Annotated in this window: 19 protein-coding genes; 7 read left to right on the top strand and 12 right to left on the bottom strand. The window is 44.8% G+C overall.

Annotated features, from left to right (window positions below):
- Positions 1-60: 60 nt before the first annotated feature.
- Positions 61-957, bottom strand: coding sequence for a LysR family transcriptional regulator (locus ACHUFM_RS17070; RefSeq protein ID WP_394183759.1), 897 nt, complete (start codon positions 955-957; stop codon positions 61-63).
- A gap of 150 nt (positions 958-1,107) precedes the next feature.
- On the opposite strand from ACHUFM_RS17070, the gene ACHUFM_RS17065 reads away from it, so the two are divergent.
- Both ACHUFM_RS17065 and ACHUFM_RS17060 read left to right on the top strand, forming a co-directional pair.
- Positions 1,108-1,626 carry a hypothetical protein gene (locus ACHUFM_RS17065; protein WP_394183757.1) on the top strand — a complete coding sequence of 173 codons (519 nt, stop codon included), beginning with the start codon at positions 1,108-1,110 and terminating at the stop codon, positions 1,624-1,626.
- Positions 1,627-1,998, top strand: a complete 372-nt coding sequence (locus ACHUFM_RS17060; protein ID WP_394183755.1) for a DUF4260 domain-containing protein — start codon at positions 1,627-1,629, stop codon at positions 1,996-1,998. It begins immediately after the preceding gene.
- A gap of 112 nt (positions 1,999-2,110) precedes the next feature.
- On the opposite strand, the gene ACHUFM_RS17055 is transcribed toward ACHUFM_RS17060, so the two are convergent.
- Complete coding sequence (locus ACHUFM_RS17055; RefSeq protein ID WP_394183753.1) at positions 2,111-2,242, bottom strand: hypothetical protein; 132 nt, start codon at positions 2,240-2,242, stop codon at positions 2,111-2,113.
- Positions 2,243-2,330: 88 nt separating this feature from the next.
- On the opposite strand from ACHUFM_RS17055, the gene ACHUFM_RS17050 reads away from it, so the two are divergent.
- On the top strand, positions 2,331-3,944 hold the full coding sequence (locus tag ACHUFM_RS17050; protein ID WP_394183751.1) for a KAP family P-loop NTPase fold protein: 1,614 nt from the start codon (positions 2,331-2,333) through the stop codon (positions 3,942-3,944).
- 122 nt (positions 3,945-4,066) lie between these two features.
- Here the strand turns inward: ACHUFM_RS17050 and ACHUFM_RS17045 are convergent, their stop codons facing one another.
- Positions 4,067-5,431 carry a sigma-54-dependent transcriptional regulator gene (locus ACHUFM_RS17045; protein WP_394183749.1) on the bottom strand — a complete coding sequence of 455 codons (1,365 nt, stop codon included), beginning with the start codon at positions 5,429-5,431 and terminating at the stop codon, positions 4,067-4,069.
- On the bottom strand, positions 5,418-7,355 hold the full coding sequence (locus ACHUFM_RS17040) for a sensor histidine kinase (RefSeq protein WP_394183747.1): 1,938 nt from the start codon (positions 7,353-7,355) through the stop codon (positions 5,418-5,420). Before ACHUFM_RS17040 ends, ACHUFM_RS17045 begins: the two co-directional genes overlap by 14 nt.
- Positions 7,356-7,707: 352 nt before the next feature.
- Here ACHUFM_RS17040 and ACHUFM_RS17035 point away from each other — a divergent pair, with 352 nt between their 5' ends.
- From ACHUFM_RS17035 to ACHUFM_RS17020, 4 genes are all read left to right on the top strand, one after another.
- Positions 7,708-9,132: a cytochrome ubiquinol oxidase subunit I gene (locus tag ACHUFM_RS17035; RefSeq protein WP_394183745.1), complete on the top strand. Its 1,425-nt coding sequence runs from the start codon at positions 7,708-7,710 to the stop codon at positions 9,130-9,132.
- Entirely contained in the window at positions 9,132-10,142 is a 1,011-nt protein-coding gene (gene cydB / locus ACHUFM_RS17030) for a cytochrome d ubiquinol oxidase subunit II (protein WP_394183782.1), read from the top strand. The genes ACHUFM_RS17035 and cydB overlap by 1 nt, the downstream gene beginning before the upstream one ends.
- Positions 10,142-10,279 (top strand): hypothetical protein, encoded by a 138-nt coding sequence (locus tag ACHUFM_RS17025; RefSeq protein ID WP_394183743.1) that lies wholly within the window; start codon positions 10,142-10,144, stop codon positions 10,277-10,279. The genes cydB and ACHUFM_RS17025 overlap by 1 nt, the downstream gene beginning before the upstream one ends.
- A 150-nt stretch (positions 10,280-10,429) precedes the next feature.
- Positions 10,430-11,326: an EamA family transporter gene (locus ACHUFM_RS17020; protein ID WP_394183741.1), complete on the top strand. Its 897-nt coding sequence runs from the start codon at positions 10,430-10,432 to the stop codon at positions 11,324-11,326.
- A 21-nt stretch (positions 11,327-11,347) separates the two neighbouring features.
- Here ACHUFM_RS17020 and ACHUFM_RS17015 read toward each other — a convergent pair whose 3' ends face one another.
- From ACHUFM_RS17015 to ACHUFM_RS16980, 8 genes are all read right to left on the bottom strand, one after another.
- The gene (locus ACHUFM_RS17015) at positions 11,348-12,178 is read right to left on the bottom strand and encodes an ion transporter (protein WP_394183739.1); all 831 of its coding nucleotides are present in this window, start codon (positions 12,176-12,178) and stop codon (positions 11,348-11,350) included.
- A gap of 111 nt (positions 12,179-12,289) precedes the next feature.
- Complete coding sequence (locus ACHUFM_RS17010; protein ID WP_113875832.1) at positions 12,290-12,565, bottom strand: hypothetical protein; 276 nt, start codon at positions 12,563-12,565, stop codon at positions 12,290-12,292.
- 100 nt (positions 12,566-12,665) lie between these two features.
- Positions 12,666-13,226, bottom strand: coding sequence for a mechanosensitive ion channel domain-containing protein (locus ACHUFM_RS17005; protein ID WP_394183737.1), 561 nt, complete (start codon positions 13,224-13,226; stop codon positions 12,666-12,668).
- A 42-nt stretch (positions 13,227-13,268) separates the two neighbouring features.
- Positions 13,269-14,156: an AEC family transporter gene (locus ACHUFM_RS17000; RefSeq protein WP_394183736.1), complete on the bottom strand. Its 888-nt coding sequence runs from the start codon at positions 14,154-14,156 to the stop codon at positions 13,269-13,271.
- Positions 14,157-14,224: 68 nt separating this feature from the next.
- Positions 14,225-15,205 carry a substrate-binding domain-containing protein gene (locus tag ACHUFM_RS16995; RefSeq protein WP_394183734.1) on the bottom strand — a complete coding sequence of 327 codons (981 nt, stop codon included), beginning with the start codon at positions 15,203-15,205 and terminating at the stop codon, positions 14,225-14,227.
- Positions 15,206-15,352: 147 nt separating this feature from the next.
- On the bottom strand, positions 15,353-16,147 hold the full coding sequence (locus ACHUFM_RS16990; protein WP_394183732.1) for an ATP-binding cassette domain-containing protein: 795 nt from the start codon (positions 16,145-16,147) through the stop codon (positions 15,353-15,355).
- The gene (locus ACHUFM_RS16985; RefSeq protein ID WP_394183730.1) at positions 16,147-17,229 is read right to left on the bottom strand and encodes an ABC transporter permease; all 1,083 of its coding nucleotides are present in this window, start codon (positions 17,227-17,229) and stop codon (positions 16,147-16,149) included. The genes ACHUFM_RS16990 and ACHUFM_RS16985 overlap by 1 nt, the downstream gene beginning before the upstream one ends.
- A gap of 93 nt (positions 17,230-17,322) precedes the next feature.
- The gene (locus ACHUFM_RS16980) at positions 17,323-18,354 is read right to left on the bottom strand and encodes a sugar ABC transporter substrate-binding protein (protein WP_113875838.1); all 1,032 of its coding nucleotides are present in this window, start codon (positions 18,352-18,354) and stop codon (positions 17,323-17,325) included.
- Between the last annotated feature and the right edge of the window lie 79 nt (positions 18,355-18,433).

Genomic DNA, 18,433 nt, shown 5'->3' with positions numbered 1-18,433 from the left:
CAATAAAACGATACAGATACAAACGCAAAATTTTGTCAGATAACATAACGAATAACGTGGTTAAACTGACGTTTTCACATGCTCGATAAACGCCACAATATGCGCAGGAAGAACTCGATCTTTCATAGTAACCAAATCGATTCCTGCTGAAATGGATTCGGCGTTCGGTAATATTTCTACGACCTCTCCATTAGCCAGTTCTTCTTCAACTAACATTTTTGGCACATTGGCGATACCAAGACCCGACATGACAAATTCTTTTATCAGTCGATCATCATTGGCCGATATAGATGCCGTTTTCACTTCTAGCAATTTCACCAATTTTTTATCGTTTTTTCCTAACCAGGTTTTCATAGACGGACAGTCCATTTGATAGTCTATGATATCAAGATCAACAATCTGTTTAAGATCGGTAATGTCTTCATGCGCATCTAAAAATTCATGATTCGCAACCGTAACAAATCTCTCTGTTCGACATGGCTGAATATCCAATAATTGTGTATCAGAGGAAAAGACCACCACCCCAATATCCGTTTTGCCATGTACGATTTTATTCACCGTCATAGCATCATCGTGTAGCTCAAGTTCAATCTTCACTTGAGGGTGCTGTTTCTTAAAAGTCACGATCACCGGAGCCAGTAGTAAAGTTGCCAATTCCATCGTACAGCCAATGGACAAGCTACCAAATAAGCAACCTGAATCTTGCTTAATCTTAAGCATTTCTTCTTCCAACCCTGAAAGATACTTTCCTGCTGTGACCAACAACTTCCTACCTTCTGGAGTGAGATAGATTTTTCGATGTGCTCTTTTAAATAACAGCACACCAAGTTCCTCTTCCAGCTTCTTTATTTGATGAGACACCGCCTGTTGGGTTAAATGCAGTCGAGCGGCAGCTTTCGTCACACTTTCATATTTGGCCACTTGGATAAAAGTCGCAAGATTATTTAAATTCCGCATGATGTCCCCGAAATGATGCCATGAGTAAAAAAGAAACTATAAGGTCACAAATTTATTTTAATAATTTTAAAAAATAAACTGTTTTTTATTTGTACATAGAATACACATACTGACACTCTCAATCACGACAAACAAAGAGAAACAGTTGCAATGAGAACTCACACGCTTTTCCTGAGCACCTCCATTTTACTAAGTCATCAAGCGATGGCTTTCGATGTGGAAATTGACCCGCTTGCCTATGCATTGTCTGGACATTCAGTCCACTTCGGTTTCGGTCAACAAAATTACCGATTTGATATAGGTTTATTTGGCTTAGAGATGCCAGAAGCGTTTCATGGTGATGAAAACTACGATGTAAAATTTGAAGGCTTCGGCGTGAAGCTGGACTACTTATTTGGAAACTATGCTGGATGGTTTGTTGGCGTGGAAGCCAACTCATCGAACGTCACCTATACACGAACATCCACTAAAGAAACCGCCACACGAACACAAATATCATTAGGTCCAAGAATCGGGTATCGCATCATGTACACACAAAACATCACCATCACGCCTTGGTTGGGAATCGACCTAAATTTAGAACATGACGATGTGATTCTTGATGGAGAGCGTTTTGAAAGTGATGCTGTGAGCTTTTTCCCAGCGGTTCACCTTGGTTGGAGGTTTTAAATGATGATTAACAGAAATATCAAAGGAATGTTACGGCTCGAAGCCGCGACAATATTGACCTTATCCAGTATCGCCTATTTTCAATACGGCCAAAATTGGCAACTGTTCGCTCTTTTATTCTTACTGCCTGACTTGGCGATATTAGGTTATACAGTAAACAATAAAACAGGCGCGGTTTTGTACAACATGACCCACTCATTAATCGGTCCAGGCTTGTGTCTTGGCATCAGTTGGTTAGTACTCAAGAGTGAACTGGGCATTTCTATTGGACTCATTTGGTTCGCGCACGTTGGCTTTGATCGCACCTTAGGCTACGGACTCAAATACGCCAGCGGCTTTAGACACACACACTTGGGAATCATTGGCAGATAAGCTTTTCTAAATGTCGACTTTGGTGCATGAGAAAGAACCAAAACACGTTCGCCCCACGCGCCAGCGCGAGAAGTCGCTGAACGTTGTTTTGGTTTCTTCTTGCCTAAGAGCGTTACTTCCCTTTTTCATGATCGTGCTCTTTTAATGTCGGATGTTTCTTTTTATTTTCAGGTGTCACTCGGCGTCGTTTGTCTGTCTTCCCTGTGGAATCTGCTTTTGGCTTTGGTCCAGGTTTAATGCTCATATTTTTCCCCCTTACCTTTATGAAATAATGCAAAATAAGTATAGAAGAAAGCATTTGATTCACTTGGTTATTAAAAGGAAGCAATAACATGTCTGAAGAATTCACTCTAGATTGGTCTGGCCCTACAATAATAGACGATGAGGCCTTTCCACAAGACACGCTCGTTCGAGAGAAATACGCGCGATTCTTAACACAATTTTTAATCGGTCAAGCTAATGGCTCAACCCAAGAAGGTATCGAAGGTAGACGCAACTACGTACTGAATCTCAATTCCGAGTGGGGTTCAGGGAAAACCTATTTTCTAAAGCGTTGGTCAGCAGATTTGAAAAAGTCTTTCCCGACTGTGTACATTGATGCATGGCAACAAGACTACTCCGACGATCCATTGATGACAGTGATATCGTCTGTGATAAATCAGCTTAGAGAACAAGCTGGTATAGATGTAAATAAATCTGATTTTGCAATTCCTAACAAGGTTGTTGGCTTATTAAAAGCCGCCGCACCAGCCCTTATAAAAACATTTTCTAAGAAGTACTTTGGTGACGAAGACTTTATCGATTTAAGTGATGTCGCAGCAGATGCGGTGACGCATTTACTCGATGAGCATGAAGAGAAGTCGCAAGCAATTGATGATTTGAAAAGTAGTGTCGCTGAATGGGTTTCTTTCGTTGCAAAGAATCCACAAAGCCCAAAACAATACCCAGCCTTTATTTTCATCGATGAGTTAGACCGCTGTCGTCCAAGTTATGCCGTAGAAATGCTGGAAACCATCAAACATATTTTCGATATTAAAGGTATTGTCTTTGTTGTCGCAACCGACACGGAGCAACTGCAATACGCGGTCAAAGCCATTTATGGTGAAGGTTTCGATGCGCGACTTTATCTTGGTCGATTCTTTAACAGCCGTTTCAGTTTAAAAGCACCAGACCTAAAAAGCTTCTTGGAAGTCCATGTTGATCACACGAAGTTATCGGGTGATTTTTTAGACAAAAAAGGCATAAAGATTCTACCTCCCAACCCAGATGGCAAGGTCACTCTACGAAACATTTCTGTGATTTTAGATGCGTTTAAAATGCAGCCAAGAACGGCCATCCAAATAGCAGATAGAGTCATCGCCACGCTATCGAATATGCCTAAAGACTCTAAGATCGACATTTTAATGCTGACCACATTACTGTCCATAAATGAACAAGATAATGAATTATTTAGAAATATTATTTCGGAAAACTTTAAATACAAAGATGGAAACGACAAAGATATCAATTTAGAGAAGTTTTTCGAAAATAGGTTTAAAGACAATAATGAAACACTTCAAATAGCAATTAATATAGAAAGTTATGAAACGCTGTTTGGTCGCTATTATGAAGAAATAAAGCGAACTCTACCTCAAGTTCCAAGTAAGCTGAATTTGATAGATTATTTTAAAAGTCCATTTCTTAATAATTTAGGGTTCCAACAAACTGTTTTTTCTCTTGATTCTCACTCTAGCAAAAAAAAGAGAACACCAATTGATGAAGCAATTGAAAAGATACTCCAGAATAATAATTCTTTGGTCATAAAAGACGGTTCATATGGCCTTGCGTGGTGTGAGGCTGAATATTACAGAGGTGAATTCAACGAAATCAAAAAAGAAACCTACCAAGACTACGTCGAACTCGCTTCTGCTTTAGATTGGATAGATGGCAATTCAGATGACACTTAAGTAAGTGCCTTTAAAAACAAACACTTGGCTAGACAGGAACATCGCACAGTTCAGCGACTTTTCGCGCTTGCGCGTGGAGCGAACGTGTTATGTTCCTGTCTAGCGCCCCAAATCAGTCGCAATCACAACCCATATCTTTCTATCTTCTTGATCAAGCCCTGCCGTGAAATTCCCAGCTGCTTTGCGGCTTGAGTTCGGTTGTCTTGGCAAGTTTCTAGCGCTTGATGAATCAGTCGAATCTCAAGCGCTTTTACTTGTTCATCCAGTGTACCTTCGGTATCAGGAAAACGGTTTTGCGCTTGGTTCGTTCGCTGAACATTGGGGTACAGTAGCTGAATGTCATCCATGGAGATCATGCCTTTAGGGCAAATAGATGCCACGCTTTCAAGGGCATTTTTGAGTTCCCTTACGTTACCGGGCCACGCTTGGTCGCGAAACCATTGCACAGCGTCAGGGCTCAGCTGTAAATTCTTGGCTTGCTGACTTTGCAAACGAGATAAAAAAGCTTGCAGCAAAACCGGCACGTCCTCTAACCGCTCAACAAGAGATTGCGTTTCAATGTTCACACCCTTGATTCGATAATACAGGTCTTCTCGGAAGCTACCCTCACGAACTTTCTCCAATAAATCCGCATTAGTTGCTGAAATAACACGAATGTCGATGTGTTTTTGCTCTCGTCCGCCAACAGGGAAAAACGTGCCTTCTTGCAATACTCGCAGCAGTTTGACTTGCATCGCCAGTGGCATTTCGCCAATTTCATCAAGGAATAATGTGCCGCCATCCGCCAAGCTCAGTAAGCCTACTTTGTCTTTTTCCGCCCCAGTAAACGCGCCTTTCACATAACCAAACAACTCACTTTCTAATAATTCGGCCGGAATCGCGCCACAATGGACGGAAACAAACGCTTTGCTCGCTCGGTGGCTTAAGTCATGCAAGGTACGTGAAATCACTTCTTTGCCCGTGCCCGATGGCCCAGTGACTAAAACACGCACGTCTGTTGGTGCAATGCGTTCGATCAAGGCGCGAATTTTTTGCGAACTGGCGGAATGCCCAATATAAGACGCCGCGCCTTGGGTTTGTTGCGTGGATTGTTTGAGCTGGTTTAATTCCCGCTCTAACGTGGTTTTGGTAATCGCTCGGCGCACCACGACCGCCAACATGTCTGGATCAATGGGTTTGGCGATAAAATCCCATGCGCCAAGTTCGATGGCTTTAAGTGCCAAATCCCGATCCGCATGGCCCGTGATAATAATGACAGGGCGACCCGCAAAATCATCCATGGCATCAAGCGTTACTTGCGGGTCAAAATGCGGCGGCATGGACAAGTCTAATAACACCAAATCCGCATCAAACGACGCCAACGCTTTCCGCGCTTCGTCCAGGCTACCCGCCGCTTTCACATGATAGTCTTGATTGGCCAACCAGCGACTCGCCAATTCACGAAACGCAGGCTCATCGTCGACTAAGAGAATTTTATTTTGTGTCATGGGAGTCTTTTCCTATAGGTGCCTGTTGCGGCAAGATCAATTCAAAGGTGACGGGCCAATCCGAATGTTGTCTATGATGAATTTCACCGCCATGCGCATCAACAATACGACGCACAATGGCGAGCCCTAAACCACTACCGCCTGCCCGCTTAGTCACAAAAGGCTGGAATAACACGTCTCCCTGTAACGGTTCATCAATGCTTGGACCATTGTTATGTACCTGAATCACCACCTTGTTGGAATCCGCTTGCGCGCCCTCTTCAATACGGGCTTCAATAACAAGCTTAGCATTCGCTTGGTTACGCAAAAACGCCACCGCGTTATCGATGAGATTGATAAAGACTTGCTGCAAGCGCTGCGAATCCGCTTCCAGCTCAATGTCGTCATCTATGTTGAGCTGATAGTGAACACCGTCTAACTGAGCTTGTGATAAAACCGTCGTCACTAAGGAACACAATGGCACCTTGCTCCTTTGTAAAATCAGCCCCCCCGAATACACCAACATGTCGCTGACCAAACGATCCGCTCGTTGTAATTGGGTTTGAATGTGTTGTCGTGTTTCAGCAGGCGCATCGTAGGTGGCCATGGCAATAATATTCAATGGGTTCCGTAACTCATGAGCCATCGCGGCTGATAGGCTTCCCAATTCAACAAGATGCTGTTGATCTAGGCGTTTTCGCTCAGCTTTTGCCAAGGCTAAGGAGTGCTCTAATAAACCGCAGCTGGTTGAGAACAATGAACCAAAGACTTCAGCGGTTAGTCGCATACCAGGACTGGCATCGTCCCAACCTAATAAAACAAAACGCCAGTCCGACGCCACTTTATAAACCTGTATTGCCAACCGAGACTTGCTCTGTGAAGACGATTCCTGCGAATTCTGTTCATCCTGGATAATCAGCTGAATGTGAATACTTTGGCGGGTCTGTTTTGCTAGTAAGTGCTCACCAATGCTGATCAAATGAGACCAGCTTTGCGCTTCTTTTAATTGACTCGACCAGGTTTCCAATACCGCTTCATTCAGTTGTGTACCAGGATAAATAAGACGTGAAATGGCTCGATTTAGTGGCTGGTAAATCACAGCGGCAACCAACAACATCAGCAAAGAATATAACCACAATTGCCAACTCGGTACATTCGCCAACGCTTGCAGTCCAAGCCGCCCAGACACTACGCTGATCACCGCAATCAAACACAAAATCACCAAGGTCATCGCCAGCCAAAGCAAGGCCCGATTAGCGAACGCATTCACCGATAAAATCTGATAGCGCACCACCGCGTAGACCAACAACAGCAAATAAGTTGGCAGCAAGAGCATAGGATACGGAAACCAGCTAATGCCAAAGGAAGGAAACACAAAGCTTGTCGCTAGCAGCAAGCCCCAAGCCCCAACGCCAAACATGGCTAAGATAGAGCGCTTTTTATTACCAGAATGACAATACCAACCAAATAACAAGACACCATGGGCCAACATACCAATCAATACGGTATAAGCTAGATTCCAAGTACCTGCCTCGGTAAAGATAAAAAAGGAACGCGTGTCGAGCGTACTAATCGCATCTCCAGCGCCGATCCACCAGCTTTGTAATACCACAGCAAGACTGGTGAGATAAAACCAAGGAATCACTTGCAGTAATCGATCTAACATGACGTCATGCACAGAGCCGGAATTCACAAATCGAATGGCAAAATGCAGAAAGAAAGTTGGCATAAGAGGATTCGCCAAAATGATATAAATCCCGATCTGCTCATAACCTTGAAACAGCACAACATGACCAAAACACCATATCGCCATCATGATGGCAAAACCGGCCAAGGCCTGTAAATCACCCTGTTTACGAGCGCGCCACAACAACCAAGCCGCCACCAGCACACCACACACACTGGAAATCAGCATGGCCACTTCAAACATGAGAGAAAGGGGCAAATCGTAAACCTCGTTTACACTTAAAGAGTCAAAAATCGTAAACCAATTTTACACTTCGTGCAAAGTTAAAAAATAATTCTTAAAAATCATAAACTTAAAATCAACCAAAAACTGGCCCACGGATTGCTATTTAAAAGGCAATCAAATTGATCTATCTCAATATTTTTCGCATTAATGGGGCATACACAATGAATACTGTTTTTTTCATGACCGAAATCATCGCACTTTTTAGCATTGTAGGCTTAGCACTATTACCTCTGGCTTTACAGCAAATGCGTACGCGAAGCGTTAAGAGAAACGCCTAATTTTTACCAATGTCTCTTAACGCTGACTTACACCTAAGGGAGCCATTATGGACCTCGACGTCGCCATCTTATCTCGCATACAGTTTGCTTTTACGGTGAGCTTTCACATTATTTTCCCCAGCATCACCATTGGTTTGGCGACGCTGATTACCATTTGGGAAGGCTTATGGCTTAAAACGCACAACCCTTATTACTTACAGCTGGCCAAGTTTTGGATCAAACCCTTTGCGATTACCTTTGGTATGGGCGTGGTGTCTGGCATCGTCTTGTCCTATGAATTTGGGACTAACTTTTCCAAGTTCTCGGAAATTACCGGGGCGGTACTTGGGCCATTGATGGCCTATGAAGTACTGACCGCCTTCTTCATGGAAGCCGGTTTCCTTGGCGTCATGCTGTTCGGCTGGCAACGAGTGGGTCGCAAATTGCATTTCTTCGCGACGCTCACCGTGATGGTAGGTACTTGGATTTCAGCCTTTTGGATCATTGTGGCGAACTCTTGGATGCAAACACCAACAGGCTACAAGATCATCGACGGCAAGTTTGAAGTCGAAAGCTGGATGGCAGTGATCTTCAACCCATCTATGCCGTATCGCCTTACTCATATGGTGGTGGCGTCACTCATTACCGCGACTTTCGTGGTGGCTGGTATTAGCGCTTATTATTTGTTGAAAAAGAAAAACATTCCTTTTGCGAAAAAAGGTCTGTCCATGTGTATGTGGTTTGCCTTGGTGTTAACGCCTCTGCAAGCTTGGATTGGTGATATGCACGGTTTGAACGTAAGAGAACATCAGCCAACTAAATTGGCGGCGATGGAAGGCATTTGGCCAGCGGAAGAAGAAAACGTTCCCTTATTGTTATTCGCCATGCCAAATATGGAAAGCGAGTCGAACGATTATGAAGTCGGTATTCCAAACCTAGGTAGCTTGATCCTGACTCACTCTTGGGATGGCGCTGTGCAAGGCCTAAAAGCGGTACCACCAGAAGACAGACCGAACGTGCCATTAGTGTTTTGGTCTTTCCGTGTCATGGTCGGTATTGGGTTTGGCATGATCGGCATCGCGTTACTCGCCCTGTTATTACGTCGTAAAGGTCGCTTGTATGAAAACAAAGCCTTCCTGTCTCTTGTAACATTATTTACCCCTATGGGTGTCATAGCGGTGTTAGCTGGTTGGTATGTAGTGGAAATCGGTCGTCAACCTTGGATTGTCTACAACCTCGTTAGAACGTCTGAGATCGTATCGCCGCTTCCTCCAGAACGTGTGCTGTTTACCTTGACCATGTTTGTCATCATTTACAGTTTGCTCATTGGCGTTTACCTCTATTTCATGCGCAAGCTGATTAAGAAAGGGCCGCCATCAATGGAAACATTAGAGCAGCAACTGATTGGTATGAAAGCGCCGGGCTACGCATTGGCTTGGGTTAAGTCGCTAAAAACAAAAGATCAACCAACAATAGAACAAGGAGATAAATGATGGATTTGGCTCTTTTCTACTTCCTTGTCTTAGGCTTTGCCATCTTTATGTACGTGTTACTTGATGGCTTCGACCTAGGGATTGGCATTCTCTACCCTTGGTTTAACCAAGAAGGCGAGCGTGATCATTTAATGCGCTCTATTTCACACGTATGGGATGGTAACGAAACTTGGTTAGTCTTTGGTGGTGTGGTGTTGTTTGCGGCATTTCCAGCTGCTTATGCTGGCATTACCTCAACCTTTTACTTGCCTATCATGCTCATGCTGTTTGCGTTGATCTTTCGAGGCGTGGCGTTTGAGTATCGCTTTAAGTCCGATACCTCTCGACCTTATTGGGATTTCGCTTTTAGCGCTGGGTCTGCCATCGCAGCATTTTGCCAAGGCATGCTGCTTGGCTCAATTGTTCAAGGCGTGCCCGTCGGTGTCGACAGCCTATCCAGTCTGCATTGGTTAACGCCTTTCTCTATATTAACGGGTTTTGCTGTCATGGCGGGTTATGCTCTATTAGCCGCTTGTTATTTGTTTATGAAAAGTCGTGGGCGTATTCAAAATCACGCCGCGAAACTCGGCAAACAACTCTTGTTGATCACTATCCTAGCCATGGTGATCGTGAGCTTATGGACAGTGGCAAACCAAGTAGACATTCGTCAACGTTGGTTTTCTGGTTTGAATTTCTTGTGGCTGTCGCCCTTACCTATCATCACCTTGGTGGTCGCGGTTTTGGCTTGGAGAGATTTAAACCGTCATTCAGCTGGCGTCGTTCATCATGAAGGGCGACCATTTTGGTATGCCGCCACGCTATTTTTACTGGGTTTTGCTGGTCTTGTCGTCGGTTTGTTTCCATATCTGATACCAAGACAACTCACCTTTATGGAAGCCGCATCGCCAGACAGCAGCTTGCTCTTCTTGCTGCCCGGTATCTGCATCTTCGTGCCATTAATTTGTGCTTATACCTTATGGGGTTATCGCGTTTTTTCTGGCAAGGTGGAAGATTATCAGGAGGGTTACTAATGCCATTAAAAAGCCTGAAAGAAAAAATCGCCAAATTCAAGTCGTGGCAGTGGTTTTTACTCTTCTACCTAGTCGGGTTTGTGACCTTAGTCAGTGTCTCATATGGTATTAAACTACTGATGACGGGATTGCCTTAGACATCTTCACTCAGACAGATACACAAACTGGTCTGTTTTTGTATCTGTGTCCTTCATTCTTCCTTGATCTGTCCATGTGCAAGCGTATCGAAAACACGTAAAGTGGTTGGCTTACTTTTCGCCTCACCATGGTACGATTAAGGACTCAACATGATTCGCAAAGATATGTTTTTGGCGCTGATTATTATCATCGCTTGGGGCTTTAACTTTATCGTCATGCGTTGGGGTTTAGATGAACTTACACCGATGATGTTAGGCGGATTGCGTTTCCTCGTCATCGGTATGATTGGCTGTTTCTTTTTCTCTCGTCCCAACACGCCACTACTTTGGTGTATTGGTTATGCCTTGTCATTGAACTTCGGGCAATTTGCGTTTTTATTCAGCGCCATGTCATTTGGTATGCCAGCAGGGCTTGCGTCTTTGGTCCTGCAATCTCAGGCGATTTTCACTCTGCTGTTCGCTATTTTATTGTTGAAAGAAACGGTTCGGCCCTACCAAGTACTCGCAATTGGCATCGCCATTGGCGGTTTAGCTGTAATCGGATTAGACAACGAAGACACCACCATGACCGCACTTGGTTTTGGCTTGACCTTAGCCGCAGGATCTAGCTGGGCACTGGGGAATATTTTTACCAAAGTCATCAGCCGAAAAGGCTACGATGCCAATTTAAACCTGATCGTTTGGTCTAGCTGGGTGCCGCCCGTCCCCTTCTTTATCTGTGCGTATTTTATCGACGGTGGCGATGTTATGTGGAGCAATATCGTCAATTTGAATCTAAAAACCATCGCGACGCTGGCGTATTTATCGCTGTTTGCAACCTTAGCGGGTTATGGTCTATGGAGTTATTTACTGTCTCGTTACCCTGCGGCAACCGTGGCACCGTTAACTTTAGGCGTACCCGTTGTCGGCCTCACCTCAGCGGAGATTTTTCTGTCTGAAACCGTCAGTATGATGCAATGGATGGGGATTTTAATTGTACTGCTTGGATTAATACTCAATACATTCGGTGGCCGCTGGCTCAAGAAAGTTAACCAGCGCGCCACTTAACGATCACCTTGAAATGAACGCCTAATCTTTTCGATCTTGTTGCTCGTCGATTTTATCCGCCAAGCGAGCGATTTGAGCCTGCAATTCGGCTATTTGTGTCACCAAAGCCTGATGATGGTTTTCCTGGTTCTCGTGCTCTTCTTGCGCGGTTTCCCGGGTCATTACATCCAACACCACACCCACCATCATGTTTAAGAACACAAAGGCCATTAGGAAGATAAAGACAATATAGAAGATCCAGCTGAATGGGTACACTGTCATGGTTTCGTACATCACATCCGTCCAGTCTTCGAACGTCGCAACACGGAACAAGGTCAACATGGAAATAGCAATGTCTCCCCATAACTCTTCATTCACTTGATGAAAGAAAATAGAACCAACCGCAGCAAAGATGTAAAAGATGATGAACATCAATAAAGCAATGTATCCCATTTTTGGAATGGCTTTGAGTAGCGCATTGATCAAAAAGCGCAGATCCGGAATGATGGAAACCAGACGCAAAACACGAAATACTCTCAACAGACGTGCCACTAAGATCATTTCCGTATCAGACACGGGGATTAAACTGCCCACCACAATGACAGTATCGAAAATGTTCCAAGGGTCACGGAAAAAGCGTCTTTTATCGTCGCATGCAATAAAACGCAAACTGATCTCAACGAGGAAAAAAACGGTAATAAAGGCATCTAAATAATTGATGGCCGCTTCCACGCCATAAGGCAACGAATAGGTTTTTGCCCCAACCGTGAGCGCGGCAACAATAATAATACTGATGATAAAACCTTGGAACCAGACACTGCGCTCAATTCGTTTCATCAACGCTAGCCAGTTACTCGAACGACTCATTTCCATGACACTTACACCTAATAATCAAACTAATGTACCCGCTTCAAAGACAAGCGCAGTCATATTAAGTTCATATCGTTAGGATTTAAAGCAAAAATAAGCGCTCACACGAGCAAGTTAGGTACGTTTGACACGAACTACTTTCATAATTTCAACGGGAATACCAGCCACAATCTCCTGCGCGGGATAGTAGGTCAAGTTGACACGAGCACCGCGAAGCGTTCGATATTTGCCTTGGCGCTTAAAACGAAACGGCACATCATAACCCTCGATCATCAAGGTGTGGAGAATCCAATCTTCTTGTGATCTTTGCACATGGGACTTCACTTTTAAGGCATCAGACTGTACGAGCTCTCCGTGACTTTTTAACAAAGTTTCAGGATCTGATTTCACTTTAGCCTCCTTTCGATAGGGTGGAAGCCTCTAAGTATGACACAAAACCAACTCAAGCATGAAAAATTGAACACTTTTTAGCCAGATGCGCTATTTTTTCTTATTCTACCTTATCTTCTGTGGTGAGCGTTTTCTTTTTGTCTTGATGAAATTGACTGGCTGCCATTGCCGCTTCTTGTGATGAAAAGCGTATCACTGCCTTTTGCAAAATCAGGCTATTTGGGTAAGTGACAACATCCCCAGACAAGCGCTGAATGATGACATGAAAACTAGAGATTTCGAGTATCTGACCCAAAACTTCATCGTCTTTATCCACAACCTTGACCCAATCTCCGACGCGATAAGGAAAGCCAAAGAAAATGATTAAGCTCGCCGTAATGTTGCTTAAAATAGACCACTGGGCAAACAGGGCGACCCCCACAACGGCAAACACAGATGAAAAGAAGATGGCTAGCTGACCATAACCTATGCCTAACACCAAGCAAATCAGCAACACAAAAATCGCGGTAAAGCCGAGATGTAACATCTTCGATACATAAGACACTCTCACGTCACTAACCGACTTACTGCGCCCTAATAATGCCACACTGGATTTTAAAAACCGCGACAAAATAAAATAGACAACCACCAACAATGCAATCAAGCCAAGCTGAACCATCATGTCTTTTACTCCCGCTCAATAAGGCTACACAACGAAGGATCATTAAAGCACATAAAACAAAACACATGGCACGATCGCCAAGCTCATTAAATTACTGATCAACACAATCGACGCCACTTTATGGGGTTCTTGTTGATATAACTCAGCCACCATGTAATTCAATACTGCAGGAGGCAAGCACGCGAACAAAAGTAAATAACCAAAGTATTCCTCTGACACGCCCACCGTGGCTTGCCATACAAAAGCCACAATCACTCCACTCAATGGACATAAAAATCCGCTAATGACCCCTAGTCGCCACTGGCTAAGATCCACACTAGTCATGCGCACACCCAATGCAAACAACATTAATGGGATGGCAATTTGCCCCAACATATCTACTGTGACCTTCATCGCCGGCATCACTTCCCAACCCTGTAAACTCCAAACCAGGCCTAACATGGTCGCAATGATCATCGGCATTTTCAGTACATTCAGCGGGTTGGACCTTGGATTAAGGAGGTATATACCCACGGTAAAATGCAGTAAGTTTTCAGTTAGAAATAGCACCACGGCAATTGGCAAAGCCGATTCACCGAAGGCCAATAAAATCAGCGGGATTCCTAAGTTACCACTGTTATTAAACATCATTGGTGGCACCAAGGTTTTTGGCGACACTTTTAACCACTTACACAACGGCCACACCAATAACCCTGAACCGAGTACCACCACGGCTGCCGCCAGCATCAAATCTAAATAGAGAGCAATATGGAACTCTTTGGAAGCCATAACAGAAAAAATCAGCGCAGGTGCAAACACACTGATGTTGAGTCGATTCGCGACCGTCATGTCTGTTGGACGGACACGCGCATACAGAAAAGCAATGACAACAATACAGGTCAGAGGAAAGACCGTATTAAATATTTGCGTTACGACAGATGAGGAATCCATTTTTTGCCCTTTATGATGAAGAACAATAGCTTACTATTGTTACATTGAAAGGCCAATCAGGTCGTAAGCTAGTTTTTCTCGACCAATACTGCTGGGATCAAAATAAACCGTTGAGGAACGTCTTTACCGGCTAACAAGTCCATGCCAATTTCAATGGCTTTTTCAGCCATTTGTACCGGACGCTGAACCGCCGTAGCAATCCAAGGATTATCCGGCTGCTTAATCAGATCTTCGGCAAAAGGAGCACCATCGACCGAGGCCAATAAAAATTCATCACGCTGGGCTTGTTTCGCCGCCCTGAGTGCGCCCAAGGCTGTAGGATCATTAATACTGAATACTGCATCGATATGGTCATACTCTTCCATCAGATAGGTCATGGCTTCCATTCCCCCCTCTACACTGCCTGTCCCATTCATACGGTCACTGAGAAGACGAATATTAGGGTACTTGTTCAAGGCAGATTTACACCCCGCCACACGTTCAATCACGGACGACACCAACACACCATTGATGATTACAAAGTTACCTTGGTAACCGGTTTTCTTCGCTAGCCTTTCGCACGCGATCACACCTGCTTGAACATTGTCCGTAGTGATAGTGGCATCCGCACCATCGGCATTCACATCCACGGCAATGACTTTAATCCCCGCACGCTGAGCCTTTGCCACAACCGGCGCCACCTTGTACTCATCGGCGGCGGTTAACACAATTAAATCCACATCTTGTTCAATGAAGTCGTTTAGTTGCTCTATCTGTCTTTGCCAATCATAAGCATCGGAACGAATCAGCATTTTCACCGGACCGTTCGACAAAGCTTGAGCTTTGCTGGTTGCAGCATCCACTAACTTAACAAAGTAAGGGTTGCCTAAATCCGCCACACTAATGCCAATGGATCTAAGCGGTTGTGGCTCAGACGATTGAGACGAAATAGGTAAGACCAAGGTCGCACAAAGCAATACAGCCATGCCACTCGGCAATACGCGCCGCATCATCCAGCTTGTACGCAGCTGAACAAAACCACAGCGAATAAGGTTGATGATTGCTTTCATGAAATGCCCTCTACCATGGCAGGATAAAATAAGCCCCTATTTTGCCTTACTCACCATAAGAACAAAACAGAGGCTTAATGTTAATCTGACACGCTTTTACCTTTTGTCCTTTGTCATCACAAATCACATCCGACCCAACGGATCAAATTAAGCTGCACTCTCTGATTCATCGACTTCCATGGCCCCAGTCATAATCGCGACGGCATCCGACATGGAATGTGATTCGGGTGTCACCACTGCGGTACGTTTACCCAACCGATGAATATGAATACGGTCAGCGACTTCAAACACATGTGGCATGTTATGACTGATCAGAATAATGGGCAAACCACGGTCTCGTACCTCTTTGATCAAATTGAGTACGCGACGTGACTCTTTCACACCCAGCGCTGCCGTTGGCTCATCCATGATCACGACCTTGCTACCAAACAACGCGGATCGAGCTACCGCAACACCTTGACGCTGACCACCCGATAATGACTCAACCGCTTGACTGATGTTTTGAATGGTCATCAGGCCTAACTCTGCCATTTTTTCACGGGCGCGCTTTTCCATTTCTTTCTTGTCCAGCATGCGAAATACTGACCCCAAGATACCCGGTTTGCGCAACTCACGACCTAGAAAAAGATTGTCGGCAATATTCAACGCAGGCGACACAGCTAAGTTCTGATAAACCGTTTCGATACCCAGAGCTCTGGCTTCCATCGGTGAATTGAAGTGCACAGGTTTGCCATCCAATAAGATTTCCCCTTCATCTGGGGTGAGTGCCCCAGACAAGGCTTTTATCAGAGACGATTTTCCCGCTCCGTTATCCCCAATGACGGCGAGAATTTCACCGGGATAAAGCTCAAAGTCCGCATGATCAATGGCCGTGACACTGCCATAGCGTTTCACTAGATTTTTGGTTTGCAAAACCGGTGTTTGGTTGTAATCGACTGTCATTATGCTGTCCCTCTTCGAATCCACTGATCGACACCAACGGCGACGATAATCAAGATACCCACGGTGAACTCTTGCCATAAGACATCCACACCAGCGAGCGCCAAGCCATTCCGAAACACACCGACGACCAAGGCTCCGATCAAAGTACCGTAGATAGAACCCCGCCCGCCAAACAGACTACAACCACCTATCACTACCGCGGTGATACTGTCCAAGTTAGTGGTATAACCCGCCTGAGGACTGACAGAGCCAATACGACCAATCAATACCCAAGCACCAATTGCACACACCACACCTGCTAAGATGTATACAGATAATAAAATACGATCCGTACGAATACCGGCCAATTTCGCCGCGGCAGGATCATCTCCGGTGGCATAAACATGGCGTCCCCAAGAAGTCCAATTCAAGGCATACCAAATGACAAAAAACAGAGCTAACATCAGCAGAGAACCATAGGTTAATCTGGCACCGAAAACGTTAACCGTCTCGCCTAACCACTGTAATAAAGGCGCAGCGGCACTGATGTCTTGTGAGCGAATAGTTTCACTTTTGGAATACCAAAGATTTAACGCAAAAAATACATTCCAAGAGCCTAAAGTGGCAATAAATGGCGGCAATTTCATGCGAGTAATCAGCAAGCCATTAATAAATCCAGTAACGGCACCCACACCAATACCAATCAATAATGCCAACCAGGCTTCAAAGCCATAGTCCATTGCCATCCGTCCCATCACCACAGACGACAACACCATAATGGCACCAACTGAGAGGTCGATGCCCGCGGTTAAAATAATCAGGGTTTGTGCAACACCAATCACACCAATGATGGTCACTTGCTGCAAAATCAGTGACAAGTTAAATGGGTGTAAGAAGCGGCCACCAATAATCATGCTAAAGGCCACAATAGCAAGGATTAGTACAATGCTTGGTGCGGCAACAGGGTAATGATGCAGAAACTTTTTAAAACGCTCTAATAAGGTTGCACGATGTTCGAAACTGGCAACATACGTTTGCGCTTGATCCGCCACTTTATCGTGCTCAAGCACAGGCGAAGAGGGTTTTGTGTCGGTTGAACTCATAGACTACTCCAGACAGGAAAACAGCCGTTAGCCCATGACGGCTAACGGCAAAAGCGGGCACCTTCTTTTTGCCCAACTATCATTGAAATGGGGTTAGCCCCAGCACATACTCAAACCAGTTTTCGAACTGATTGATTGCACGCCTTTGGCTGGTTCATCTGTAATAAGTTGAACCCCAGTATCGAAGAAGTCTAGGCCATCAGAAGCAGTTGGACGTGAGCCCGACTTAGCGAACTCAACAATCGCTGTTACCCCTTCGGAGGCCATTTTGAGAGGGAATTGCATAGAGGTAGCGCCAATCACACCGTCGCGGATGTTACGTACACCAGGACAACCACCATCGACCGAAACGATCAGCACATCTTTTTCCAGACCGAAGGATTTCAACGCTTCATAAGCACCGGCTGCTGCCGGTTCGTTAATGGTGTATACCAAATTCACTTCAGGGTCTTTTTGAAGTAGGTTTTCCATCGCTCGGCGACCACCTTCTTCTGACCCTTGAGTTACATCATTACCAACAATACGAGGATCCGTTTCATCACCATTACGACGCGGGTCTTTTAGATCAATACCAAAACCTTTCAAGAAACCTTGGTCACGCGCTACATCAACAGTAATTTGACTGCTGTTCAAATCTAATAAAGCAATTTTCGCGTCTTTGGCCTTATCGCCCATTTTCGCTTTTGCCCACATGCCAATCATTTCACCGGCTTTAAAATTATCAGTGGCAAAGGTCATGTCAGCAGCGTTCGCTGGACTTAAAGGCGTATCCAAAGCAATGACCAACAAACCAGCATCACGAGCTTTTTGAATGGCTGGCACAATACCAGAGGTATCACTTGGGGTGATCAATATGCCTTTCGCACCCGCTGAAATTAGATTCTCAACAGCTTGTACTTGGGTTTCATTGTCGCCGTCGTAACGGCCAGCGAAAGTACGCAACTCCACACCAAGCTCTTGTGCTTTGGCTTGTGCGCCTTCTTTCATTTTAACGAAGAATGGGTTGGTATTGGTTTTGGTGATCAAACCTATGATAGGGGTTTCGGCTACCGCTACGCTAGATAAGCTGGTTGCAGCGATCAAGCACGCCAATTTTTTGGCAGAAAATTGCTTCATGAATTTCATTGTTCTGTAACTCCAATCTTTTGTTTTTATTATTGGCATTGATGCCACTCAGGAACCTTTAGTTCCTTGCCAATAATAT

Origin of the sequence: Marinomonas posidonica, assembly GCF_043643765.1 — a bacterium.
Lineage (GTDB): Bacteria > Pseudomonadota > Gammaproteobacteria > Pseudomonadales > Marinomonadaceae > Marinomonas > Marinomonas posidonica_A.
This window is presented reverse-complemented; position numbering and strand designations above follow the sequence as displayed.

Excerpts from the sequence above, each read along its gene's own strand:
- ACHUFM_RS17070 (WP_394183759.1), bottom strand. The coding sequence starts at position 957 with ATGCGGAATTTAAATAATCTTGCGACTTTTATCCAAGTGGCCAAATAT.
- ACHUFM_RS17065 (WP_394183757.1), top strand. The coding sequence starts at position 1,108 with ATGAGAACTCACACGCTTTTCCTGAGCACCTCCATTTTACTAAGTCAT.
- ACHUFM_RS17060 (WP_394183755.1), top strand. The coding sequence starts at position 1,627 with ATGATGATTAACAGAAATATCAAAGGAATGTTACGGCTCGAAGCCGCG.
- ACHUFM_RS17055 (WP_394183753.1), bottom strand. The coding sequence starts at position 2,242 with ATGAGCATTAAACCTGGACCAAAGCCAAAAGCAGATTCCACAGGGAAG.
- ACHUFM_RS17050 (WP_394183751.1), top strand. The coding sequence starts at position 2,331 with ATGTCTGAAGAATTCACTCTAGATTGGTCTGGCCCTACAATAATAGAC.
- ACHUFM_RS17045 (WP_394183749.1), bottom strand. The coding sequence starts at position 5,431 with ATGACACAAAATAAAATTCTCTTAGTCGACGATGAGCCTGCGTTTCGT.
- ACHUFM_RS17035 (WP_394183745.1), top strand. The coding sequence starts at position 7,708 with ATGGACCTCGACGTCGCCATCTTATCTCGCATACAGTTTGCTTTTACG.
- cydB (WP_394183782.1), top strand. The coding sequence starts at position 9,132 with ATGGATTTGGCTCTTTTCTACTTCCTTGTCTTAGGCTTTGCCATCTTT.
- ACHUFM_RS17025 (WP_394183743.1), top strand. The coding sequence starts at position 10,142 with ATGCCATTAAAAAGCCTGAAAGAAAAAATCGCCAAATTCAAGTCGTGG.
- ACHUFM_RS17020 (WP_394183741.1), top strand. The coding sequence starts at position 10,430 with ATGATTCGCAAAGATATGTTTTTGGCGCTGATTATTATCATCGCTTGG.
- ACHUFM_RS17015 (WP_394183739.1), bottom strand. The coding sequence starts at position 12,178 with ATGGAAATGAGTCGTTCGAGTAACTGGCTAGCGTTGATGAAACGAATT.
- ACHUFM_RS17005 (WP_394183737.1), bottom strand. The coding sequence starts at position 13,226 with ATGATGGTTCAGCTTGGCTTGATTGCATTGTTGGTGGTTGTCTATTTT.
- ACHUFM_RS17000 (WP_394183736.1), bottom strand. The coding sequence starts at position 14,156 with ATGGATTCCTCATCTGTCGTAACGCAAATATTTAATACGGTCTTTCCT.
- ACHUFM_RS16995 (WP_394183734.1), bottom strand. The coding sequence starts at position 15,205 with ATGAAAGCAATCATCAACCTTATTCGCTGTGGTTTTGTTCAGCTGCGT.
- ACHUFM_RS16990 (WP_394183732.1), bottom strand. The coding sequence starts at position 16,147 with ATGACAGTCGATTACAACCAAACACCGGTTTTGCAAACCAAAAATCTA.
- ACHUFM_RS16985 (WP_394183730.1), bottom strand. The coding sequence starts at position 17,229 with ATGAGTTCAACCGACACAAAACCCTCTTCGCCTGTGCTTGAGCACGAT.
- ACHUFM_RS16980 (WP_113875838.1), bottom strand. The coding sequence starts at position 18,354 with ATGAAATTCATGAAGCAATTTTCTGCCAAAAAATTGGCGTGCTTGATC.